Below are 22,717 nucleotides of genomic sequence, written 5' to 3'. Positions count from 1 at the left end.
GAATCAAGGCTGACTTGAAGTTCGCCGCACGAGGGTTTGGGAGCGTCTTTCCATGAATATCCACGAATACCAGGCCAAGGCTCTGCTGCACGAATTCGGCGTGCCGATCTCGCGCGGCGTGCCGGTGCTGAAGCCGGAAGATGCCGATGCGGCGGCAAAGCAGCTCCCCGGCCCGATCTGGGTGGTGAAGAGCCAGATCCATGCCGGCGGTCGCGGCAAGGGCAAGTTCAAGGAGGCATCCGCCGGCGACAAGGGCGGTGTCCGCATCGCCAAGTCGGTTGCCGAGGTCGACGAATTCGCCAAGCAGATGCTCGGCGCGACGCTGGTCACGGTGCAGACCGGCCCGCACGGCAAGCAGGTCAACCGCCTCTACATCGAGGAAGGCTCCGACATCGACAAGGAGTTCTACCTCTCGATCCTGGTCAATCGCGAGACCTCCGAGATTTCGTTCGTGGTGTCGACCGAAGGCGGCGTCAACATCGAGGACGTTGCGCATTCGACCCCGGAAAAGATCGTCTCGTTCTCGGTCGATCCCGCCACCGGTATCATGCCTCACCACGGCCGCACGGTTGCCGAGGCGCTGAAGCTGAAGGGCGATCTCGCCAAGCAGGCCGAGAAGCTGACCAGTCAGCTCTATGCAGCTTTCGCCGCCAAGGACATGGCGATGCTCGAGATCAATCCGCTCGTCGTCACCAAGCAGGGCCAGCTTCGTGTGCTCGATGCCAAGGTGTCGTTCGACAGCAACGCGCTCTACCGTCACCCGGACGTGGTCGCGCTGCGCGACGAGTCCGAGGAGGACGCCAAGGAGATCGAGGCGTCGAAATACGACCTCAACTATGTCGCGCTCGATGGCACGATCGGCTGCATGGTCAACGGCGCCGGCCTCGCCATGGCGACGATGGACATCATCAAGCTCTACGGCATGGAGCCGGCGAACTTCCTCGACGTCGGCGGCGGCGCCAGCGCGGAGAAGGTTGCAGCCGCCTTCAAGATCATCACCGCCGATCCGAACGTGAAGGGCATCCTGGTCAACATCTTCGGCGGCATCATGAAGTGCGACGTGATCGCCGAGGGCGTGGTCGCCGCGGTGAAGCAGGTCGGTCTCAAGGTGCCGCTGGTGGTGCGCCTCGAAGGCACCAATGTCGAGCAGGGCAAGAAGATCATCCGCGACAGCGGTCTCAACGTGGTGCCCGCCGACAATCTCGATGATGCCGCACAGAAGATCGTGAAAGCCGTCAAGGGAGGCTAACGATGGCCGATCATCTCGACGCTCCGACCCCGCTGGACGAACACCGCAAGCTCGCGGTTTTCGCGGGCGAGTGGAAGGGCGACGAGATGGTCTATCCGTCGCGCTGGACCGCAGGCGGTCCGGCCACTTCCCATGTCGTCGCGCGCATCGCGCTCAACGGTTTCTACCTGATCCAGGACTGCGTGCAGACCCGCGACGGCAAGGAGAGCTTCGCCACTCACGGCGTCTTCACCTACGACCGCGAGGATCGCGCCTACCGATTGTTCTGGCACGATTCACTCGGCTACTACCCGCCGTCGCCGGCGTCCGGCGGCTGGGCGGGCAAGTCGCTGATCCTGGTGCGCGGCTCGCTGCGCGGCAATGCGCGTCACGTCTACGAGGTCGTCGACGACAATACCTACAACATGAAGATCCAATTCTCGCCTGACGCGGAAGGGTGGGCCGACGTGCTCACCGGCGTGTACCGGCGTATCCACTGAACCCTTCACCGCTCGTCTCGCGAAAGCATCTCGAACCATGTCCATTCTGATCGACAAGAACACCAAGGTCATCTGCCAGGGCTTCACCGGCAAGAACGGTACGTTCCATTCGGAAGCGGCGATCGCTTACGGCACCAAGATGGTCGGCGGCGTGGCGCCGGGCAAAGGCGGCTCGACCCATCTCAACCTGCCGGTGTTCGACACCGTCGCGGACGCGCGTGCGAAGACCGGCGCCGACGCCAGCGTGGTCTATGTCCCGCCGCCGGGCGCCGCGGACGCGATCTGCGAGGCGATCGATGCGGAGATCCCGCTGATCGTCTGCATCACCGAGGGCATTCCGGTGCTCGACATGGTGCGCGTCAAACGCTCGCTGTCGGGTTCGAAGTCGCGGCTGATCGGGCCGAACTGCCCCGGCGTGATGACCGCGGGCGAATGCAAGATCGGCATCATGCCGGCCAACATCTTCAAGCCCGGCTCGGTCGGCATCGTCTCCCGCTCCGGCACCCTGACCTATGAAGCGGTGTTCCAGACCACCCAGGAGGGCCTCGGCCAGACCACTGCGGTCGGCATCGGCGGCGATCCGGTCAAGGGCACCGAGTTCATCGACGTACTGGAGATGTTCCTGGCCGACGAGAAGACCAAGTCGATCGTCATGATCGGCGAGATCGGCGGTTCCGCCGAGGAAGACGCCGCCCAGTTCCTGAAGGACGAGGCCAAGCGCGGCCGTAAGAAGCCGATGGTCGGCTTCATTGCCGGTGTCACGGCACCTCCCGGCCGCCGCATGGGTCATGCCGGCGCGATCATCTCCGGCGGCAAGGGCGATGCCGGTTCCAAGACCGCGGCGATGGAAGCCGCCGGCATCAGGGTGTCGCCGTCGCCGGCGCGGCTCGGGCATACGCTCGCGGAGATGCTCAAGTAACCTCCGTCAGGCGAAGTTCCCTTCGAGGTTTGACGTGGTTTTGGGCGGGTTCTCATGAGGGAACCCGCCTTTTTATTGCGTTTTGCCACCAGAACGCTGATCAATAAAATATGAAAATAAGTTCATTTCTTGGTTCTTTTAGGCAGGAATATCGCGCCCAGATAGGGTAAAGGGTATCAATCCAGCCGGCGCACTTCCAGACCGGCACCAGCGCCGTCTCCTACGCGCGAACCGAAAAAAATCACCAGGACTGCCCCATGTCTCGCCAAGACGCGAATGCTGCTTTTGCTCTCTCATCATTCCTGCAAGGCACCAACGCCACCTACATCGACGATCTCTATGCCCGCTACGAGCAGGACCCATCGTCGGTCGACGCAGAATGGCAGGATTTCTTCAAGAGCCTGAAGGACGCCCCGGCCGACGTCCAGAAGAACGCCGACGGTGCCTCGTGGGGCCGCGCCAACTGGCCGGTGACGCCGCGTGACGAGCTGACCTCGGCGCTCGACGGCAACTGGGCCCAGGTCGAGAAGGCGGTCGGCACCAAGCTCGCCGCCAAGGCACAGGCCAAGGGCGCCGAACTGTCCGACGCCGACGTGCATCAGGCCACCCGCGATTCGGTTCGCGCACTGATGCTGATCCGCGCCTATCGCATGCGCGGGCATTTCCACGCCAAGCTCGATCCGCTCGGCATCGAGGCGCCGCGCGACCGCGAGGAGCTCGATCCGCGTTCCTACGGCTTCACCGAGGCCGACTTCGACCGCAAGATCTTCCTGGACCACGTGCTCGGCCTCGAATACGGCACGCTGCGCGAGATCGTCCAGATCTGCGAGCGTACCTACTGCCAGACGCTCGGCGTCGAGTTCATGCACATCTCCAATGCCGCGCAGAAGGCGTGGATCCAGGAGCGCATCGAAGGTCCGGACAAGGAGATCAGCTTCACGCCCGAGGGACGCCGCGCGATCCTCAACAAGCTGATCGAGGCCGACGGCTTCGAGAAGTTCTGCGACACCAAGTTCACCGGCACCAAGCGCTTCGGCCTCGACGGCGGCGAATCGCTGATCCCGGCGCTCGAACAGATCATCAAGCGCGGCGGCAATCTCGGCGTGAAGGAGATCGTGGTCGGCATGCCGCATCGCGGCCGCCTCAACGTGCTGACCCAGGTGATGGGCAAGCCGCACCGCGCGCTGTTCCATGAATTCAAGGGTGGTTCGGCCAATCCGGACTCGGTCGAAGGCTCCGGCGACGTCAAGTATCACCTCGGCGCGTCATCGGACCGCGAGTTCGACGGCAACAACATCCATCTGTCGCTGACCGCAAATCCGTCGCATCTCGAGATCGTCGATCCGGTCGTGATGGGCAAGGTGCGCGCCAAGCAGGATCAGCACGGCGATCCGCCCGACATGCGCATCTCGGTGCTGCCGCTCCTGATGCACGGCGACGCGGCGTTCGCGGGCCAGGGCGTGGTGGCGGAATGCTTCAGCCTGTCCGACCTGAAGGGCTACCGCACCGGCGGCTCGCTGCACTTCATCGTCAACAACCAGATCGGTTTCACCACCTATCCGCGCTACTCGCGCTCGTCGCCCTATCCGTCCGACGTCGCGAAGATGATCGACGCGCCGATCTTCCACGTCAATGGCGACGATCCGGAGGCCGTGGTGTTCGCGGCCAAGGTCGCGATCGAGTTCCGGCAGAAATTCCACAAGCCGGTCGTGATCGACATGTTCTGCTACCGGCGTCACGGCCACAACGAGGGCGATGAGCCGGCGTTCACCCAGCCGGTGATGTACAAGAAGATCGCCTCGCACCCGTCGACGCTGGAGATCTACGCCAAGCGGCTGGTCGCCGACGGCGTATTGACCGAGGGCGAGGTCGAGAAGGCCAAGGCCGATTGGCGCGCACGGCTCGATGCCGAGCTCGAAGCCGGCTCGGGCTACAAGCCGAACAAGGCCGACTGGCTCGACGGCAAATGGGCCGGCTTCAAGTCGGCCGATCAGGAAGAAGACGCCCGCCGTGGCGTCACCGGTGTCGATGTCGCCGTGCTCAAGGAGATCGGCCGCAAGATCACCAAGGTGCCGGACGGCTTCCGCGCTCACCGCACCATTCAGCGCTTCCTCGACAATCGCGCCAAGGCGATCGACACCGGCGTCGGTATCGACTGGGCGACCGGCGAGGCGCTGGCGTTCTGCACGCTGCTGCAGGAGGGCCATCATGTGCGCCTGTCCGGCCAGGATTCCGAGCGCGGCACCTTCTCGCAGCGCCATTCGGTCCTGATCGACCAGGAGGACGAGAGCCGCTACACCCCGTTCAACCATCTCGGCGGCGAGGACACCGGCCATTACGAGGTCATCAACTCGCTGCTGTCGGAAGAGGCGGTGCTCGGCTTCGAGTACGGCTACTCGCTGGCCGAGCCGAATGCGCTGGCGCTCTGGGAAGCCCAGTTCGGCGACTTCGCCAACGGTGCGCAAGTGGTGTTCGACCAGTTCATCTCCTCGGGTGAACGCAAATGGCTGCGCATGTCGGGCCTCGTCTGCCTGCTGCCGCATGGCTACGAGGGGCAGGGACCGGAGCATTCCTCCGCGCGCCTCGAGCGTTATCTGCAGATGTGTGCGGAGGACAACATGCAGGTGGTCAATCCGACCACGCCGGCAAACTACTTCCACGTGCTGCGGCGCCAGCTGCATCGCGAAATCCGCAAGCCGCTGATCCTGATGACGCCGAAGTCGCTGCTGCGTCACAAGCGCGCGGTGTCGCGGCTCGACGAGCTCGGCAAGAACGCCACCTTCCACCGCATCCTGTACGATGACGCGCAGATGCTGCCGGACGAGAAGATCAAGCTGGTACCGGACGACAAGATCCGTCGCGTCGTGCTGTGCTCCGGCAAGGTCTACTACGACCTGTATGAGGAGCGCGAGAAGCGCGGCGTCGACGACATATATCTGATGCGCATCGAGCAGCTGTATCCGGTGCCGCTGAAGGCGTTGGTGCAGGAGCTCGGCCGCTTCAAGGGTGCCGAGGTGGTCTGGTGCCAGGAAGAGCCCCGCAACATGGGCTCCTGGCACTTCATCGAGCCCTATCTGGAATGGGTGCTGAACCAGACCAACGCAGCCAACAAGCGTCCGCGCTATGCCGGCCGTCCGGCATCGGCGGCGACTGCCACCGGTCTGATGTCGAAACATCTGGCGCAGCTCAAGGCGCTGCTCGACGACGCACTGAACTAACGACCTTCACTGAAGCCATGCCCCGCCTTGTGCGCAATTGCGCACTGGAGCGGGGCATCCGGTATCCCGGGTCATCCAGCCTCACCGCTGTCGTCACGGAGTACCGGGTCGTTCGCTTTGGCGGACGGTGGCGGACAAGGTTTGCGACTGCCAAATTTGCGACCGCAAGGTTATCGAGGAAAAGATCATGACTGAAATTCGCGTTCCAACGCTCGGTGAATCCGTAACTGAGGCCACGATCGGCCGCTGGTTCAAGAAGGCCGGTGAGGCCGTCGCGGTGGACGAGCCGTTGGTGGAGCTGGAGACCGACAAGGTCACCATCGAGGTGCCCGCGCCGGTCGCCGGCACGCTCGGCGAGATCATCGCCAAGGATGGCGAGACCGTCGCCGTCGGCGCGCTGCTCGGTCAGATCAATGACGGCGCTGCCCCGGCCAAGTCCGCGGCTGCCGCAGCCCCCGCCAAGGCCGCCGCGCCTGCACCGGCCGCTGCTCCCGCACCGGCTCCTGCCGCTGCGCAGAAGGTGCCGCCGGCGGATGCGCCGCTGGCGCCTTCGGTGCGCAAGCTGTCCGCCGAAAGCGGCGTCGACGCTTCCACCGTTCCGGGCTCGGGCAAGGATGGCCGCGTCACCAAGGGCGACATGCTGGCTGCGATCGAGAAGGCCGCCTCGGCGCCGACCCCGGTCAACCAGCCGGCCGCCGCCGTGCAGGTTCGCGCGCCGTCGCCGGCGGACGATGCCGCGCGCGAGGAGCGCGTGAAGATGACCCGGCTGCGCCAGACCATCGCGCGCCGCCTCAAGGACGTGCAGAACACCGCCGCGATGCTGACGACCTTCAACGAGGTCGACATGACCGAGGTGATGAAGCTGCGGGCCCTCTACAAGGATACGTTCGAGAAGAAGCACGGCTCGAAGCTTGGCTTCATGGGCTTCTTCACCAAGGCGGTCGTGCAGGGACTGAAGGACATTCCGGCCGTCAACGCCGAGATCGACGGCTCCGACCTGATCTACAAGAACTACTACCACATCGGCGTTGCGGTCGGCACCGACCGCGGCCTGGTGGTGCCGGTGGTGCGCGACTGCGACCACAAGTCGATCGCCGAGATCGAGAAGTCGATCGCCGATTACGGCCGCCGCGCCCGCGACGGCCAGCTTAAGATCGACGAGATGCAGGGCGGCACCTTCACCATCACCAATGGCGGCATCTACGGCTCGCTGATGTCGACGCCGATCCTCAACGCGCCGCAGTCCGGTATTCTCGGCATGCACAAGATCCAGGAGCGGCCGATGGTGGTCGGCGGCAAGATCGAGGTTCGCCCGATGATGTATCTGGCGCTGTCCTACGATCACCGCGTCATCGACGGCAAGGAAGCGGTCACCTTCCTGGTTCGCGTCAAGGAGAGCCTGGAAGATCCGGCCCGCCTGGTGCTGGATCTCTGAGGTCATGTCGCGCGCGGCGCCCGATCGGTTCGGGCGTCGCGATTCGTTGGGTGCTTACGTTTGGGGATCAATGTGACGGACAAGGTCGTTGTCATCACCGGCGGCAGCCGCGGCATCGGCCGCGCTACCGCACTTGCGGCTGCCGCGCGCGGCCATCGCGTTGTGGTCGGATATGCCTCCAACCAGGCTGCGGCCAACGAGGTCGTCGCCGCGATCGAGGCCAGGAATGGCAAAGCGATCGCGGTGAAGTGCGACGTCGGCAGCGAGCAGGATATCCTGGCGCTGTTCAAGGCGGCCGATGGATTCGGCACGCTCGGCGCGCTCGTCAACAATGCCGGCATCGTCGGCAAAAGTGGTGTGCGTGTCGACGAGATGTCGGCCGAGCGCATCCAGCAGATGATGGCGGTCAACGTCACCGGCAGCATCCTGTGCGCGCGCGAGGCGGTGAAGCGCATGTCGACCAAGCACGGCGGCCAGGGCGGCGTCATCGTCAACCTCTCGTCGGTCGCGGCAAGGCTCGGCGCGCCCAACACCTATGTCGACTATGCCGCCTCCAAGGGGGCGATCGATTCATTCACGGTCGGCCTCGGTTACGAAGTCGCGGGTGAAGGCATCCGCGTCGCCGGCATCCGGCCCGGCCTGATCGACACCGACATCCACGCCGCGGGCGGCGAGCCCGATCGTGCGCATCGGCTGGCCCATATGGTGCCGATGAAGCGCGTCGGCACCGCGGACGAGATCGCCAACGCCATCGTCTGGCTGATCTCCGACGAAGCCTCCTACGTCACCAGCGCGATCCTCGACGTCTCGGGCGGTCGCTAGAACACGATCAAGCGGGAAGCGGCCTTCCGATCGGATCGCGCCCGCCCAACTGTCACAGAGTTTAGCTACAGGACCTCTATCATGGCTTCTTACGATCTCGTCGTCATCGGCACCGGGCCCGGCGGATATGTCTGCGCGATCCGCGCGGCGCAACTCGGCATGAAGGTTGCCGTCGTCGAGAAGAACGCGACGCTGGGCGGCACCTGCCTCAATGTCGGCTGTATGCCGTCGAAGGCGCTGCTGCATGCCTCCGAGATGTTCGAGGAAGCCGCGCACTCCTTCGCCAAGATGGGCGTCAGCGTCCCCACGCCGAAGCTCGATCTACCCGCGATGATGGACTTCAAGCAGCAGGGCATCGACGGCAACGTCAAGGGCGTCGAGTTCCTGATGAAGAAGAACAAGATCGACGTCCTCAAGGGCACCGGCAAGATCCTCGGTGCCGGCAAGGTCGAGGTCTCCGGCGACGGCAAGTCCGAGATCGTCGAGACCAAGAACATCGTGATCGCCACCGGCTCCGACATCGCGCGGTTGAAGGGCATCGACATCGACGAGAAGCGCATCGTGTCGTCGACCGGCGCGCTGTCGCTGGAGAAGGTGCCGTCGAGCCTGCTGATCGTCGGCGCCGGCGTCATCGGGCTCGAGCTCGGCTCGGTCTGGCACCGTCTCGGTGCCAAGGTCACCGTGGTGGAATTCCTCGACCGCATCCTGCCCGGCATGGACGGCGAAGTGGCGAAGCAATTCCAGCGCATCCTGGAAAAGCAGGGTTTTGCCTTCAGGCTCGGTGCCAAGGTCACCGCGGTCGACAGCTCGGGCAAGACGCTCCAGGCCAAGATCGAGCCGGCCGCGGGCGGCGCTGCCGAAACCATCGAAGCCGACGTCGTGCTCGTGTGCATCGGCCGCGTGCCCTACACCGAGGGCCTCGGGCTGAAGGAAGCCGGCGTTGCGCTCGACAATCGCGGCCGCGTCGAGATCGACGCGCACTTCTCGACCAATGTGAAGGGCATCTACGCGATCGGCGACGTCGTGGCTGGGCCGATGCTGGCGCACAAGGCGGAAGACGAGGGTGTTGCCTGCGCGGAGATCATCGCGGGCCAGGCCGGCCATGTGAACTACGACGTCATTCCAGGCGTTGTGTATACCACGCCGGAAGTGTCGTCGGTTGGCAAGACCGAGGAAGATCTCAAGCAGGCCGGCGTCGCTTATACCGTCGGCAAATTCCCGTTCACCGCGAACGGCCGCTCCAAGGTCAATCAGACTACCGACGGTTTCGTGAAGGTTCTCGCAGATGCGAAGACCGATCGGGTGCTCGGTGTGCACATTGTCGGCCGGGAAGCCGGCGAAATGATCCACGAAGCCTGCGTCCTGATGGAATTCGGCGGTTCGGCGGAGGATCTGGCGCGCACCTGCCACGCGCATCCGACCCGCTCCGAAGCGATCAAGGAAGCCGCGCTTGCGGTGGGCAAGCGCGCCATCCATATGTGATCGAACATCCCGCGCGCGAGCCGGGTAGAGATCATAGTGATGTTGCGCCGTCTGCTTCAGCCGTTCTGGGTCCTGCTTGCGATCATCTTCCTGATCGAGGCCTGGCTATGGGATCACGTCGAGCCGATCGTGGCCCGGGTGGTGGCGTGGATTCCGCTGCGTGCGCTCAAGCAATGGCTTGCCGACCGGGTCGATTCGCTGTCGCCGGCGATGACGCTGATCGTCTTCGTCGTGCCGCTGATCCCGCTGTTTCCGCTCAAGCTGGTCGGACTCTGGCTCCTGGCGAACCAATACTGGTTCAGCGCGGTCTCGCTGATCCTGTTCGCCAAGATCGTCGGCGTCGGCGTCACCGCTTTCCTGTTCGACGTGACGCGATCGAAACTGCTGGAGATGCCCTGGTTCGAGGCGCTCTATAATTTCGTGATGGCGCTGCGCGCCAAGGCCACCGAGCTGGTCGAGCCGGTCAAGCGGCGTATCCTCGAGATGATCAGTGGCGACGGCGACGGCTGGACCGCGCGCACGCTGCGCCTGATCGCGCGCTTCCGCAAAAGCGTCCACCAGACCAGCAAGGTTCTCTGATTAAGCCTTTTTCCGTCATCCTGAGGTGCGAGCCTCTTCGGCGAGCCTCGCAGGATGAACGGCCCGGCCGGTGGCCGTGCATCCTTCGAGGCTCGCCCAGCGGCGCAATTGCGCCGCAAGGCTCGCGCCTCAGGATGACGGTCAAAAGCGGAGCTATGCCAACTCATGCAGATGCAGCTAATGCAAATGCAGCAGATGCGGCTGGAACAGGCCGAGCAAGGTCATCACGACGCCGGCGAGCGTCACCAGACCGGACACCCAGGCCAGCGCGGCGATGCCGGTGATGATGGTCGCGGACGCCAGCACGATGGCGATCTGGAAGGCGGCAGAGGCAAGCTCGAAGTGATGATATTTCGCGGTGGCCTCGTCGCGCTCGTGCTCGGAATGCTTGGCGCGTTCGGAGAGTTGCTCTGAACCTTCGCCGGTCTCCGGCTCCGAGCGGTAGCGTGCCGCGGTCTTCTGCCAGTCGTCGATCTGCTTCTGCAGCGCGGCCTTGGCTGCCTCGTCGGTGGTGGTCGCGAGGTTCAGCTTGCCCTGTTCGGCAGCGGTCTGCACCGCGGTGCGGCGGATGCTTTTGGCCTGGAAGAAGGCCCAGAGGTTGGAGGCTTCGACGTTCTTGCTGATCGATTCGGTCTGGGCGCCCTTGCCGAGCGTTTCCGACAGCGCCAGGCAGAGCGCGATCACGGCGATCAGGAGGGCGATCTTCTTGTTTTCGCCCGACGCATGCTCGGCATGCTCCGCGTGCTCCATACTTTCTTGTGCGCTCATGATTCCCCCTCCGGATGAGACCGCGCCACGATTGCTGAATGCGGCGCACAAGGCAAGTGCCGAGCGGTTTGTGGCAGCCGTATGAATATGAACGGCGCAAGATGAACGGCGCATTGATGCCGGCCGCGCGCCGTATTTTGAACCCGGGTGCTCAGCCGCGCGGGTGCGCGGAGCGATAGACTTCCAGCAGGCGCTCGCTGTCGATGCCGGTGTAGATCTGCGTCGTCGACAGCGATGCGTGGCCGAGCAATTCCTGGATCGCGCGCAAATCGCCGCCGCGGCTGAGCAGATGCGTGGCGAAGGAGTGCCGCAACGCATGCGGTGTCGCGCTGTCCGGCAGGCCGAGCGCGCCGCGCAGCCGCTCCATGGTGAGCTGGATGATGCGTGGGCTTAAGGGTCCACCGCGCGCACCGACGAACATCGGCCCGGTCGGGCTGAGCTGATGCGGACAGATCGCTGCATAGTCCGCGATCAATTGCAGCACATTGTGCAGCACCGGCACCATGCGGGTTTTGTTGCCCTTGCCGGTGACGACAAGCACGTCGCCTTCGCCCGGCTTCGGCACGTCCCGCCGCTTCAGCCCCAGCGCCTCGGAGATGCGCAGACCGGAGCCATAGAGCAGCGCCATCACGGCGGCGTCACGCACCAGGATCCAGGTCTCGCGGGTTTCGCCGGCGCGCTCGTCGGCATCGGCAAAGCGTTTCGCCGCTTCCATATGGATCGGCTTCGGCAGGCTCTTCGCCACCTTGGGGGCGCGGATCGCCGAGAGCGCGCCGACCTTGCCCTTGCCCTCGCGCTCCAGGAAACGTCCGAACGAGCGCAGGCCGGCCAGCGCCCGCATCAGCGATCGCCCGCCGATCTCCTCAGCGCGGCGCATCGCCATGAAGGCGCGGACATCGCTGGCCTCGAGCGCGGAAAATGCCGCAAGCGTGACGCGCGCGCCCCAGTGCTCGGCCAGGAAAGTCAGGCATTGACGCACATCGCGGGCGTAGGCCTCGAGCGTCTTCGGCGACAGCCGCCGCTCGGCGCGCAGATGCGACAGCCAGCGCGTCATCTCCTGCGTGACCGACACGTCGGCGCAGTCGAGCTCGAGCGGTTGCATGGGCTGATCGGTCCGGGCCATGTCTTGAGCGGTCATGTCTTGAGCGGGCATGTCCTTAGGGGCTATTGGCGCTGCTGATCTCCTGATTATATCGCACTGCCTTCGTTTACCGTTCGCTAAGACCGCGCAGCGGTGCTAGCCCGGCTCAAAGCTCTGATTCAATGGACCACACCACACGCCCCAGCCCAGCCTCCGCATCGACGACCCGCGTCGTCGACGTGCTGGTGCCTGTCGCGCTGAACCAGACCTATTCCTACCGCGTGCCGCGCGGCATGGAGCTTGCGCCCGGCGACGTGATCTGTGTTCCGCTCGGGCCGCGCGAGGTCGTCGCGGTGGTGTGGGCCGAGAATGCCAGGCCGGATCCGCGGCTGCACAACCGGCTCAAGGACGTCAGCGAGAAGCTTGATGTTCGGCCGCTCAGGGCGGAGCTGCGCCAGCTCGTCGACTGGGTCTCCACTTACACTTTATCGGCGCGCGGCATGGTGCTGCGGATGACGCTGCGGATGGGCGAGAACCTTGGGCCGGAGCGGATGCGGCTCGGGGTGCGCCTCGTGGGCGAGCCGCCACGACGCCTGACACCGGCGCGCCGGCGGCTGATCGAGGTGCTGTCGGATGGCTTGCTGCACGGCAAGTCCGAGGCGGCGCGGGAGGCCGGCGTCAGCTCCGGCGTGGTCGACGGTCTGGTCGACGAGGGCACGCTGACGGTCGAGGCGATGCCGCCGCCCGCACCGCCACCCGTTCCTGATCCCTCCTATGCGCAGCCGGATTTTTCGCGCGAGCAGCGCAGTGCGGTCGATATGATGCGGACGCTGGCGGCAAGCGGCAGCTTTCACGTCGCGCTGCTCGACGGCGTCACCGGTTCTGGCAAGACCGAGGTCTACTTCGAGGCGATCGCCGAGAATATCCGCCGCGGCAAGCAGACCCTGATCCTGATGCCGGAAATCGCGCTGACCGGCCAGTTCCTCGACCGTTTCGCGCAGCGCTTCGGCGTGCGGCCGTTGGAATGGCATTCGGAGCTCACGCCGCGCACGCGGGCACGAAACTGGGCCGCGATCTCCGAGGGCAAGGCGCCGGTCGTGGTCGGCGCCCGCTCGGCGCTGTTCCTGCCTTACGCCGATCTCGGTCTCATCATCGTCGATGAGGAGCACGACCAGGCCTACAAGCAGGACGAGGGCGCGCATTATCACGCGCGCGACATGGCGGTGGTCCGCGCCCATATCGCCAAGATCCCGATCGTGCTGGCGTCGGCGACGCCCTCGGTCGAGAGCGAGGTCAACGCGCGCAAGGGGCGCTACCAGCGCGTCGCGCTGCCGTCGCGGTTCGGCGGCCAGCACATGCCGCATATCGAGGCGATCGACATGCGCCGCGCGCCGCCGCCGCGCGGGCGCTTCATCTCGCCTGTGCTGGCCGAGCAGATTCGCCATGCGATCGAGCGCCGCGAGCAGGCGCTGTTGTTCCTCAATCGTCGCGGCTATGCGCCGCTGACGCTGTGCCGCGCCTGCGGCCACCGCTTCGCCTGCACGATTTGTGATGCATGGCTGGTCGATCACCGGTTCCGGCAGCGGCTGGTCTGCCATCACTGCGGCTTCTCGATGCCGCGTCCGAACATCTGCCCGCATTGCGCGGCCGAGGAATCGCTGGTCGCCGTCGGTCCCGGCGTCGAGCGCCTGCAGGAGGAGGCAGCTCACATTTTCCCAGAGGCCCGCACCATGGTACTGTCGAGCGATCTCATCACCTCGATCGAGACCATGCGCAGCGAGCTCAACGAGATCGCCGAGGGCCGCGTCGACATCATCATCGGTACCCAGCTGGTGGCCAAGGGACACAATTTCCCGCGGCTCAATCTGGTCGGCGTCATCGATGCCGATCTCGGCTTGAGCAACGGCGATCCGCGCGCCGCCGAGCGGACGTTCCAGCTGCTGAACCAGGTGGTCGGCCGTGCCGGCCGCGAGCAGGGCCGTGGCGTCGGCTATCTGCAGACCCATCAGCCGGAACATCCGGTCATCAAGGCCTTGATCGCGAACGACCGCGAGGCGTTCTACGCCAGCGAGATCGATATCCGCGAGCGCACCGGCTATCCGCCGTTCGGCCGGCTGGCGAGCCTGATCATTTCCGCCGGCGACCGTCCGACAGCGGAGGGGTTTGCCCGCAAGCTCGCTGCGGTCGCGCCGCTCGACGAGCGGATCCAGGTGCTCGGCCCCGCCGAGGCCCCGCTTGCCGTCATCAAGGGCCGCTATCGCTTCCGCCTGCTGGTGAAGTCGCTGCGCAATGTCGACCTGTCGCAATATCTGCGCGAATGGCTGGAAGCCGGTCCGAAGACCAAGGGCAATCTGAAGCTCGAGGTCGACGTCGATCCGCAGAGTTTCCTGTAGGCGAGCTGGCAAAGAAAAAGCCTGCCGTCATTCGCGACGGCAGGCCTTTTGGCGCGAGGCAGGCCTCGTGGCCGTTACGCAACGCAACGCTTACTGAAGCGCTTACGAGACGACCTCGGCGGTGACGCGGCCGACGCCGGCACCGGTCAGGCCGATGGCGCGGGCTGCGCCGGTGGAGAGGTCGAGCACGCGGCCGCGGATGAACGGGCCACGATCGTTGATGGTGACGACGACGCTGCGGCCGCCATGGGTGACGCGGAGCTTGGTGCCGAACGGCAGCGAGCGGTGGGCGGCGGTCATGGCGTTCTGGTTGAAGCGCTGGCCGGAAGCGGTGCGGCTGCCCGACTCATTGCCGTAGAAGGAGGCCATCCCCGAGAACGTGTGGCCGCCGGACGGCTGGATCGATGCATTGGCGTCGCGCCAGGACGAACCTTCGGCGCGGGCCTGGTGATGATGGTGGTGGCGATGATGATGGTGCCTGGACTTCGCGGACGCCTCCGTCACGCTGCCCCCGACCAGGATAGTTGCGGCTACAAATGCAAGCGCCGTACGCGAGCGGGTTACATTGCCCGCCACCTTCTTGATATTCAGCATTGATAAGACCCTCAGACAGTATTGCCACTAACGCGGCAAGTGGAACCCCCGTCCCTTCGTTGACCAAAGCCGTTTGGTTTCGCAATGAGGCACGAATTGGGCAGTAAATCCCGATTGTCTCGGGCTGAAATATCTTGTTACCGCTTTGGGGTACTCAATCGAGGTTCCGTAATCTTGGCCTTTAACTAATTTTTAACCATTAATATACTTACGAATACTGATTAATGGTCCAGCGGTAAGTTTTCAGTAAGTAATCGCCAAATGAAGCGGCGGCCCGTTTCGGGTTCCTTGCACGCTCGGCCATAGGCCCATGCAAATTTCGATGGAACAAATCCGCGGTGGCGCGAATCGGGGGCTGCGCGCTGAATTTCCGCGCGCCGAATTTTTCTGATTCGAGCGCCGGATGCGGTCGCCAAAAACCGCATGCGACAAGGCGGCTCGCACGATGCCGTCATGTTGCACCTGCGCGATTGCTATGTTAGCAAAGCCGCGATTTTAACGATCCCGGCATGTCCTGTGCCGGTCGAAAATCGAAGTCCCGCTTGAATTCCAAGGGCTTGGATCGCTAGGCGCTGCTTTGGTGGCGACGGTTTTTCCCTTGCGAATTTGACAGCAAAAAAGAGCGAGCTCGTGGCTGCTGAAGATCCGTCCGTTTCGGGAGTGTCCGGTCGTTACGCAACGGCCCTGTTCGAGTTGGCGCGCGACGAGCAGTCCGTCGATCAAGTCCGGGCCGACCTCGACAAATTCGAGGCTATGCTCAACGAGAGCGCCGATCTCAAGCGCCTCGTCCGCAGCCCGGTGTTTGCCGCCGACGCCCAGCTGAAGGCGCTGGCCGCGGTGCTCGACAAGGCCGGCATCGCCGGCACGTCGGCAAAATTCCTCAAGGTGCTCACCGCCAATCGCCGGCTGTTTGCCGTGGCCGATGTGATCCGCGCCTATCGCGCCCTGGTGGCCAAGTTCAAGGGCGAGGCGACTGCGGAAGTCACCGTCGCCGAGCAGCTCAGTGACAAGAATCTCGACGGGCTGAAGGCCGCACTGAAATCAGTGACGGGCAAGGACGTCGCGCTCAACGTGAAGGTCGATCCCTCCATTATTGGTGGCCTGGTGGTCAAGCTCGGCAGCCGCATGGTGGATAGTTCGCTTCGCACCAAACTCAATTCGATCAAGAACGCGATGAAAGAGGCAGGCTGATGGACATCCGCGCCGCAGAAATTTCTGCGATCCTCAAGGACCAGATCAAGAATTTCGGCCAGGAAGCCGAAGTCACCGAAGTTGGCCAGGTGCTGTCGGTCGGCGACGGTATCGCTCGCGTCTACGGTCTCGACAACGTCCAGGCCGGTGAAATGGTCGAGTTCGAGAACGGCACGCGCGGCATGGCGCTCAACCTCGAAACCGACAACGTCGGTATCGTGATTTTCGGCGCCGACCGCGAGATCAAGGAAGGCCAGACCGTCAAGCGCACCCGCGCGATCGTGGACGCCCCGATCGGCAAGGGCCTGCTCGGCCGCGTCGTCGACGCGCTCGGCAATCCGATCGACGGCAAGGGTCCGATCCAGGCCACCGAACGCAAGCGCGTCGACGTCAAGGCGCCCGGCATCATTCCGCGCAAGTCGGTGAACGAGCCGATGGCCACCGGCCTGAAGGCGATCGATGCGCTGATTCCGATCGGTCGCGGCCAGCGCGAGCTGATCATCGGTGACCGTCAGACCGGCAAGACCGCGATCGCGCTCGACACCATCCTGAACCAGAAGCCGCTGAACGCCCAGCCGGACGAAAACCTCAAGCTGTATTGCGTCTACGTCGCGATCGGCCAGAAGCGCTCCACCGTCGCGCAGTTCGTCAAGGTGCTCGAAGAACAGGGCGCGCTGGAATACTCGATCATCGTCGCGGCCACCGCGTCCGATCCGGCCCCGATGCAGTACATCGCGCCGTTCACCGCCTGCACCATGGGCGAGTACTTCCGCGACAACGGCATGCACGCCGTGATCATCTATGACGATCTGTCCAAGCAGGCCGTCGCCTATCGCCAGATGTCGCTGCTGCTGCGCCGCCCGCCGGGCCGCGAGGCCTATCCGGGCGACGTGTTCTACCTGCATTCCCGCCTGCTCGAGCGCGCCGCCAAGCTCAACAAGGAGCATGGTCTGGGCTCGCTGACCGCGCTGCCGGTCATCGAAACCCAGGCCAACGACGTGTCGGCCTACATTCCGACCAACGTGATTTCGATCACCGACGGCCAGATCTTCCTGGAAACCGACCTGTTCTTCCAGGGCATCCGTCCTGCGGTGAACGTCGGTCTGTCGGTGTCGCGCGTCGGTTCGTCGGCGCAGACCAAGGCAACCAAGAAGGTCGCCGGCAAGATCAAGGGCGAGCTCGCGCAGTACCGCGAAATGGCGGCGTTCGCGCAGTTCGGCTCCGACCTCGACGCCTCGACCCAGCGCCTGCTCAACCGCGGCTCCCGCCTGACCGAACTCCTGAAGCAGCCGCAGTTCTCGCCGCTGAAGATGGAAGAGCAGGTTTGCGTGATCTGGGCCGGCACCAACGGCTATCTCGATCCGTTGCCGCTCAACAAGGTGAAGGCGTTCGAGGACGGCCTGCTCTCGCTGCTGCGCGGCAAGAACGTCGAGATTCTCGACGCGATCCGCACCAGCCGCGATCTGTCCGACGACACCGCAGCCAAGCTCAAGACGGTGGTCGAGGGCTTCGCCAAGACTTTTGCGTAACAAGACGTTTGCGTAAGAAGACCTTCGCATAAGAGCATCGCCTGGCCGTTGGCCAGGCGATAGGAACAGAGAGGCTTGCGATCTGACCGTTGCGGTCGGATTGCCGGGGTGGACGAAGAATGGCGTCACTGAAAGACATGCGGGTCCGCATCGCCTCGACCAAGGCGACGCAGAAGATCACCAAGGCCATGCAGATGGTCGCAGCCTCGAAGCTGCGCCGCGCGCAGAACGCCGCCGAGGCGGCGCGGCCCTATGCCACCAAGATGGACGCGGTGATTTCCAACATCGCCGCCGCGACCAACGGCTCACCCGGTGCGCCGGCGCTGCTGGCGGGCACCGGCAACGACCAGGTGCACCTGCTTCTGGTCTGCACCGGCGAGCGCGGCCTGTCCGGCGCTTTCAACTCAGCCATCGTGCGTCTGGCGCGCGAGCGGGCGAACGCGCTGCTCGCGCAAGGCAAGGAAGTCAAATTCTTCTGCGTCGGCCGCAAGGGCTACGAGCAACTGCGGCGGACGTTCGAGAAGCGGATTGTCGAGCACCTCGACCTGCGTTCGGTGCGGCAGATCGGCTTCGTCAACGCCGAGGACATCGCCAACAAGGTGCTGGCGCGGTTCGAGGCCGGCGAGTTCGATGTCTGCACGCTGTTCTATTCGCGCTTCCAGTCGGTGATCGCGCAGATCCCGACCGCGCAGCAGATCATCCCGCTGGAAGTGGCTGCACCCGCGGCCAGCGTGGCTCCCGCGACCTCGTACGAATACGAGCCGGAAGAGGACCAGATTCTCGGCAGCCTGCTGCCGCGCAACCTCGCGGTGCAGGTCTTCCGTGCGCTGCTGGAGAACAACGCCTCGTTCTACGGCGCGCAGATGAGCGCGATGGACAGCGCGACGCGCAACGCCGGCGAGATGATCCGCAAGCAAACCCTGATTTACAACCGGACCCGTCAGGCCCAGATCACGAAGGAGCTGATTGAAATCATCTCCGGCGCTGAGGCGGTCTAAGACAGATTTCGAAGGAGAACAGTCCATGGCTACAGCAGCCAACCAGATCGGTCGCGTTACCCAGGTCACGGGCGCCGTGGTCGACGTGCAGTTCGAAGGCCACCTTCCGGCGATTCTGAATGCGCTCGAGACCAAGAACGGCGGCAACCGCCTGGTGCTCGAAGTCGCGCAGCATCTCGGCGAATCGACCGTTCGCACCATCGCGATGGATATCACTGAAGGTCTGGTGCGCGGCCAGGAAGTCACCGACACCGGCGAGCCGATCCGGGTGCCGGTCGGCGAAGGCACGCTCGGCCGCATCATCAACGTCATCGGCGAGCCGATCGACGAAGCCGGTCCGATCAAGTCCGAAGGCCTGCGCGCCATCCACCAGGAAGCGCCGAGCTACACCGACCAGTCGACCGAGGCGGAAATCCTCGTCACCGGCATCAAGGTCGTCGACCTTCTCGCTCCGTACGCCAAGGGCGGCAAGATCGGCCTGTTCGGCGGCGCCGGCGTCGGCAAGACGGTGCTGATTCAGGAACTGATCAACAACGTCGCGAAGGCGCACGGTGGTTACTCCGTGTTCGCCGGCGTCGGCGAGCGGACCCGTGAAGGCAACGACCTCTATCACGAGTTCATCGAATCGAAGGTCAACGCCGATCCGCACAATCCGGATCCGAGCGTCAAGTCGAAGTGCGCGCTGGTGTTCGGCCAGATGAACGAACCGCCGGGCGCCCGCGCCCGCGTCGGTCTGACCGGTCTGACGGTCGCCGAGCACTTCCGCGACCAGGGCCAGGACGTGCTGTTCTTCGTCGACAACATCTTCCGCTTCACCCAGGCGGGTTCGGAAGTGTCGGCGCTGCTCGGCCGTATTCCTTCGGCGGTGGGTTATCAGCCGACGCTCGCGACCGACATGGGCGCGCTGCAGGAGCGCATCACCACCACCCAGAAGGGCTCGATCACCTCGGTGCAGGCGATCTACGTGCCGGCCGACGACTTGACCGACCCGGCGCCCGCGACCTCGTTCGCGCATTTGGACGCCACCACGGTGCTGTCGCGCGCGATCTCGGAAAAGGGCATCTATCCGGCGGTGGACCCGCTCGACTCGACCTCGCGCATGCTGTCGGCGCTGGTCGTCGGTGAAGAGCACTACAACACCGCGCGTATGGTCCAGCAGATCCTGCAGCGCTACAAGTCGCTGCAGGACATCATCGCCATTCTCGGCATGGACGAACTGTCGGAAGAGGACAAGCTGACGGTCGCCCGCGCCCGCAAGGTCGAGCGCTTCCTGTCGCAGCCGTTCCACGTCGCCGAAGTCTTCACCGGCTCGCCGGGCAAGTTCGTCGACCTCGCCGACACCATCAAGGGCTTCCGCGATCTCTGCCAGGGCAAGTACGATCATCTGCCGGAAGCGGCGTTCTACATGGTCGGCACGATCGAAGAAGCCGTCGAGAAGGGCAAGAAGCTCGCCGCCGAAGCGGCCTAAGCTTTGGAATGTCGTCATCGCCGGACATGTTCCGGCGATCCATCGAACGAGAAGTATTTTGACTGATGGACCCGCGGGCCGAGCCCGCGGGTGACAGCGCAAAGAACGGAAAGACCATGGCCACCTTCCACTTCGATCTCGTCTCTCCCGAAAAGCTCGCCTTCTCCGGCGAGGTGGATCAGGTTGACGTCCCCGGTGTGGAGGGTGATTTCGGTGTGCTCGCCGGACACGCGCCGGTCGTCGCCACTATTCGTCCGGGTATCCTGACGATCACGACCGCCGGCAAGCGCGAGAAGGTGATCGTGCTCGGCGGCCTTGCCGAGGTGTCGGACAAGGGCCTCACCGTGCTCGCCGATGTTGCGACCGCGATTGCGGAGCTCGATCGGGCGAAGTTCGCCGAGACGATCAACGAGATGCAGGAGAAGCTCTCCGAGAAGGAGGGCTCCGAACTCGACCACGCGATCGAGCGGCTCGACCACTTCAAGAGCATCCAGCACGAGCTCAACGCGACGGCTATGCACTAAGGCGCGATTGCTGACCAGCGATCGCGCCATAGCGTCGAGTGAGCCGGCTCCTTTGTGAAATCGCTCACACTCTTCCAGTCATCGTCTGCCAGGACTTGAAGCATTCAACGCTCGCCGTACCCCGGCGGGCGGTGAATGCTTGTTGCGCCCGGAAGCGTCTGGCGGCATTCTGCCCGGCATATTTGGGTTCCGGGGCTGGCACTCATGAAGCGCAAGATCGCAGCGATCTTTGCGGCCGATATTGCAGGCTATAGTCGATTGGTTGCCGAGGATGAGGAAGAGACGCTGCGGCGGCTCGCCTCCTATCGTCAGGTCACCGACGATTTCATTGCCAAATGCGGCGGCCGCATCTTCAACACCGCAGGCGATGCGGTGCTCGCGGAATTTCCCAGCGCCGTCGAAGCCGTGCGTTGCGCGATCGACATCCAGGAAAGCCTGCGCACGCGCAACATGGCCTATCCGCCGAGCCGGCAGATGTCGTTCCGGATCGGCATCACCATCGGCGACGTGGTCGAGCGCGACGGCGATCTGCTGGGTGATGGCGTCAATATCGCGGCAAGGCTCGAGGGCCTCGCCGAGGTCGGCGGCATCTGCGTGTCGCGCGCCGTGCATGAGCAGGTCGCCAACAAGCTGTCGGTGCAATTCGCCGATATCGGCGCGCAGGAAGTAAAGAACATTCCGACCCCCGTGCACGCCTACATGGTGGCGATGCGGCGCGAGGACGGCACCTACGCGACGCCGCAGCTCAAGAAGCCGATCAAGGCCGCAGCTGCGGGCGCACCGGCCTGGATGTGGCCCACTGCCATCACCGTGGTGCTGCTGGCCGCGATCGGCGTCGGCGGCTTCCTCTACTACACCAAGCTGGAAACGTCGGCGACGAAGCCTGCAGCCGTGGCCAGTTCTCCTCCGGCACCCACACCCTTGGTATCAGCTTCACCGGCACCGTTGGTCGCGTCGTCGCCGCCGGCATCGAGCGTGCCGTCTGCGAAGCCCGCACCGCCTGTGCCGGCTGCACCGGCATCCTCGCTGCCGCCTCCGATCGCATCAGGCGACAAGCTCGCCACCGACATTGTTCCGTTCGTCAGCGACCGCACCCGCATCGCGCTCGCGACCGAGTATTTGCCGGCGGGCAACTCCAAGGCGATTGCCCTCAACATCAACGGCTTTGTCGGCTGGAGCGTGGCGCAGCCGAGCGAGGACGCGGCGAAGACGGCAGCACTCGATCTGTGCCAGAAGCGCGCCGATAATGCAGGCTCGCCGCGCAAGTGCGAGCTGTACGCGGTCGGCAATGCCATCGTGTATGCCCATGGCCAGCCTCCAGTGCCGCCCTTGCCGTGGGTCAAGCGTGATGCGCTGGTCGAGAAGACGTACGCGACCAAGGACGTTCCGCTGCTGCGCGAGGCGGCCAGGACCCGGCTCGACAGCCTGTTTGTGCCGGGGCGCAAGACGCGAACCATCGCGCTCGGTCCGGGCGGTCACTACTTCTTCAATTCGGGCATCGATTCGCTCGAGGAATCGGCGCGGCGCAATCTGCAGGCCTGCGGTGCGGTGGCGGGCGTACCCTGCACGATCGTCGTGGTCGACGATGCTTTCGTGGTGCCGATACCGGCCACATTGCGCGTGACCGGTTTCTTCAAGCCAGCGGACAGCTCGGTCATCACGCCGGGCGAGCGGAGCGACGTGGCGCGGAAGCTTACCGAGGCGACGGCAGGCTGGAATGCGGTTGCGGTCGGGACGCAGGGACGGCCGGGACTGGGATTGAAGGCGGAGAACGAGCAGAGCGCGGTCAACGCCGCGCTCGGCGACTGCGCCAGGCGCGACAGCGATTGCCATGTCATCGCGGTCGGTCCGTTCACGGTCGGCCCGAACTAGAGCATGATCCGGGAAATGTGAAGCAGCTTACAGCCGGGATCGTGCACCAATGACAAGCTGCGGCGCGATGACGAGTTGACGCGATTGCATCGCGATTTTATCCCCGGAATAACGGA

At 64.5% G+C, this 22,717-nt stretch carries 18 protein-coding genes; 15 read left to right on the top strand and 3 right to left on the bottom strand.

Features of this window, described 5'->3' with window-relative positions; genetic code table 11:
* Window positions 1–52: 52 nt before the first annotated feature.
* The 8 genes from sucC to AAFG13_RS25560 all read left to right on the top strand — a co-directional run bounded on the left by sucC (window position 53) and on the right by AAFG13_RS25560 (window position 10,183).
* The gene (gene sucC, locus AAFG13_RS25595) at window positions 53–1,249 is read left to right on the top strand and encodes an ADP-forming succinate--CoA ligase subunit beta (RefSeq protein WP_342708591.1); all 1,197 of its coding nucleotides are present in this window, start codon (window positions 53–55) and stop codon (window positions 1,247–1,249) included.
* A 2-nt stretch (window positions 1,250–1,251) separates the two neighbouring features.
* Window positions 1,252–1,728 (top strand): DUF1579 family protein, encoded by a 477-nt coding sequence (locus tag AAFG13_RS25590; RefSeq protein ID WP_212318913.1) that lies wholly within the window; start codon window positions 1,252–1,254, stop codon window positions 1,726–1,728.
* A gap of 37 nt (window positions 1,729–1,765) precedes the next feature.
* Window positions 1,766–2,647, top strand: a complete 882-nt coding sequence (sucD, locus tag AAFG13_RS25585; RefSeq protein ID WP_212318915.1) for a succinate--CoA ligase subunit alpha — start codon at window positions 1,766–1,768, stop codon at window positions 2,645–2,647.
* A 257-nt stretch (window positions 2,648–2,904) separates the two neighbouring features.
* Window positions 2,905–5,865, top strand: a complete 2,961-nt coding sequence (locus AAFG13_RS25580; RefSeq protein WP_212318917.1) for a 2-oxoglutarate dehydrogenase E1 component — start codon at window positions 2,905–2,907, stop codon at window positions 5,863–5,865.
* Window positions 5,866–6,052: 187 nt separating this feature from the next.
* The gene (odhB, locus tag AAFG13_RS25575; RefSeq protein ID WP_212318919.1) at window positions 6,053–7,300 is read left to right on the top strand and encodes a 2-oxoglutarate dehydrogenase complex dihydrolipoyllysine-residue succinyltransferase; all 1,248 of its coding nucleotides are present in this window, start codon (window positions 6,053–6,055) and stop codon (window positions 7,298–7,300) included.
* Window positions 7,301–7,372: 72 nt separating this feature from the next.
* Window positions 7,373–8,122 (top strand): SDR family oxidoreductase, encoded by a 750-nt coding sequence (locus tag AAFG13_RS25570; RefSeq protein WP_212318921.1) that lies wholly within the window; start codon window positions 7,373–7,375, stop codon window positions 8,120–8,122.
* Between the two features lie 81 nt (window positions 8,123–8,203).
* Window positions 8,204–9,604: a dihydrolipoyl dehydrogenase gene (gene lpdA / locus AAFG13_RS25565; protein WP_212318922.1), complete on the top strand. Its 1,401-nt coding sequence runs from the start codon at window positions 8,204–8,206 to the stop codon at window positions 9,602–9,604.
* A 39-nt stretch (window positions 9,605–9,643) separates the two neighbouring features.
* The gene (locus tag AAFG13_RS25560) at window positions 9,644–10,183 is read left to right on the top strand and encodes a hypothetical protein (RefSeq protein WP_176534347.1); all 540 of its coding nucleotides are present in this window, start codon (window positions 9,644–9,646) and stop codon (window positions 10,181–10,183) included.
* Between the two features lie 177 nt (window positions 10,184–10,360).
* Here the strand turns inward: AAFG13_RS25560 and AAFG13_RS25555 are convergent, their stop codons facing one another.
* Window positions 10,361–10,951 carry a DUF4337 domain-containing protein gene (locus AAFG13_RS25555; RefSeq protein WP_212318924.1) on the bottom strand — a complete coding sequence of 197 codons (591 nt, stop codon included), beginning with the start codon at window positions 10,949–10,951 and terminating at the stop codon, window positions 10,361–10,363.
* Between the two features lie 151 nt (window positions 10,952–11,102).
* Entirely contained in the window at window positions 11,103–12,074 is a 972-nt protein-coding gene (locus AAFG13_RS25550) for a tyrosine recombinase XerC (protein ID WP_212319039.1), read from the bottom strand.
* A 140-nt stretch (window positions 12,075–12,214) separates the two neighbouring features.
* Here AAFG13_RS25550 and AAFG13_RS25545 point away from each other — a divergent pair, with 140 nt between their 5' ends.
* Window positions 12,215–14,425, top strand: coding sequence for a primosomal protein N' (locus AAFG13_RS25545; protein ID WP_342708590.1), 2,211 nt, complete (start codon window positions 12,215–12,217; stop codon window positions 14,423–14,425).
* Window positions 14,426–14,527: 102 nt separating this feature from the next.
* On the opposite strand, the gene AAFG13_RS25540 is transcribed toward AAFG13_RS25545, so the two are convergent.
* Window positions 14,528–15,019, bottom strand: a complete 492-nt coding sequence (locus AAFG13_RS25540; protein WP_212318928.1) for a septal ring lytic transglycosylase RlpA family protein — start codon at window positions 15,017–15,019, stop codon at window positions 14,528–14,530.
* 630 nt (window positions 15,020–15,649) lie between these two features.
* Here AAFG13_RS25540 and AAFG13_RS25535 point away from each other — a divergent pair.
* The 6 genes from AAFG13_RS25535 to AAFG13_RS25510 all read left to right on the top strand — a co-directional run bounded on the left by AAFG13_RS25535 (window position 15,650) and on the right by AAFG13_RS25510 (window position 22,601).
* Entirely contained in the window at window positions 15,650–16,210 is a 561-nt protein-coding gene (locus AAFG13_RS25535) for a F0F1 ATP synthase subunit delta (RefSeq protein WP_092121634.1), read from the top strand.
* Window positions 16,210–17,739 (top strand): F0F1 ATP synthase subunit alpha, encoded by a 1,530-nt coding sequence (atpA, locus tag AAFG13_RS25530; protein ID WP_092121635.1) that lies wholly within the window; start codon window positions 16,210–16,212, stop codon window positions 17,737–17,739. The genes AAFG13_RS25535 and atpA overlap by 1 nt, the downstream gene beginning before the upstream one ends.
* Window positions 17,740–17,858: 119 nt before the next feature.
* Window positions 17,859–18,737, top strand: a complete 879-nt coding sequence (locus tag AAFG13_RS25525; RefSeq protein WP_212318930.1) for a F0F1 ATP synthase subunit gamma — start codon at window positions 17,859–17,861, stop codon at window positions 18,735–18,737.
* Window positions 18,738–18,762: 25 nt separating this feature from the next.
* Window positions 18,763–20,205, top strand: coding sequence for a F0F1 ATP synthase subunit beta (gene atpD / locus AAFG13_RS25520; protein WP_092121637.1), 1,443 nt, complete (start codon window positions 18,763–18,765; stop codon window positions 20,203–20,205).
* Between the two features lie 116 nt (window positions 20,206–20,321).
* Entirely contained in the window at window positions 20,322–20,729 is a 408-nt protein-coding gene (locus AAFG13_RS25515; protein ID WP_092126454.1) for a F0F1 ATP synthase subunit epsilon, read from the top strand.
* 204 nt (window positions 20,730–20,933) lie between these two features.
* A complete protein-coding gene (locus AAFG13_RS25510; RefSeq protein WP_342708589.1) occupies window positions 20,934–22,601 on the top strand; it encodes an adenylate/guanylate cyclase domain-containing protein in 1,668 nt (555 codons plus the stop codon).
* Window positions 22,602–22,717: the final 116 nt, after the last annotated feature.

This window comes from Bradyrhizobium sp. B124, assembly GCF_038967635.1.
Classification (GTDB): Bacteria; Pseudomonadota; Alphaproteobacteria; order Rhizobiales; family Xanthobacteraceae; genus Bradyrhizobium.
This window is presented reverse-complemented; position numbering and strand designations above follow the sequence as displayed.

Excerpts from the sequence above, each read along its gene's own strand:
- AAFG13_RS25590 (WP_212318913.1), top strand. The coding sequence starts at position 1,252 with ATGGCCGATCATCTCGACGCTCCGACCCCGCTGGACGAACACCGCAAG.
- AAFG13_RS25540 (WP_212318928.1), bottom strand. The coding sequence starts at position 15,019 with ATGCTGAATATCAAGAAGGTGGCGGGCAATGTAACCCGCTCGCGTACG.
- AAFG13_RS25525 (WP_212318930.1), top strand. The coding sequence starts at position 17,859 with ATGGCGTCACTGAAAGACATGCGGGTCCGCATCGCCTCGACCAAGGCG.
- AAFG13_RS25515 (WP_092126454.1), top strand. The coding sequence starts at position 20,322 with ATGGCCACCTTCCACTTCGATCTCGTCTCTCCCGAAAAGCTCGCCTTC.
- AAFG13_RS25550 (WP_212319039.1), bottom strand. The coding sequence starts at position 12,074 with ATGGCCCGGACCGATCAGCCCATGCAACCGCTCGAGCTCGACTGCGCC.
- odhB (WP_212318919.1), top strand. The coding sequence starts at position 6,053 with ATGACTGAAATTCGCGTTCCAACGCTCGGTGAATCCGTAACTGAGGCC.
- atpD (WP_092121637.1), top strand. The coding sequence starts at position 18,763 with ATGGCTACAGCAGCCAACCAGATCGGTCGCGTTACCCAGGTCACGGGC.
- AAFG13_RS25510 (WP_342708589.1), top strand. The coding sequence starts at position 20,934 with ATGAAGCGCAAGATCGCAGCGATCTTTGCGGCCGATATTGCAGGCTAT.
- AAFG13_RS25580 (WP_212318917.1), top strand. The coding sequence starts at position 2,905 with ATGTCTCGCCAAGACGCGAATGCTGCTTTTGCTCTCTCATCATTCCTG.
- AAFG13_RS25555 (WP_212318924.1), bottom strand. The coding sequence starts at position 10,951 with ATGAGCGCACAAGAAAGTATGGAGCACGCGGAGCATGCCGAGCATGCG.
- lpdA (WP_212318922.1), top strand. The coding sequence starts at position 8,204 with ATGGCTTCTTACGATCTCGTCGTCATCGGCACCGGGCCCGGCGGATAT.
- atpA (WP_092121635.1), top strand. The coding sequence starts at position 16,210 with ATGGACATCCGCGCCGCAGAAATTTCTGCGATCCTCAAGGACCAGATC.
- AAFG13_RS25545 (WP_342708590.1), top strand. The coding sequence starts at position 12,215 with ATGGACCACACCACACGCCCCAGCCCAGCCTCCGCATCGACGACCCGC.
- AAFG13_RS25560 (WP_176534347.1), top strand. The coding sequence starts at position 9,644 with ATGTTGCGCCGTCTGCTTCAGCCGTTCTGGGTCCTGCTTGCGATCATC.
- sucC (WP_342708591.1), top strand. The coding sequence starts at position 53 with ATGAATATCCACGAATACCAGGCCAAGGCTCTGCTGCACGAATTCGGC.
- sucD (WP_212318915.1), top strand. The coding sequence starts at position 1,766 with ATGTCCATTCTGATCGACAAGAACACCAAGGTCATCTGCCAGGGCTTC.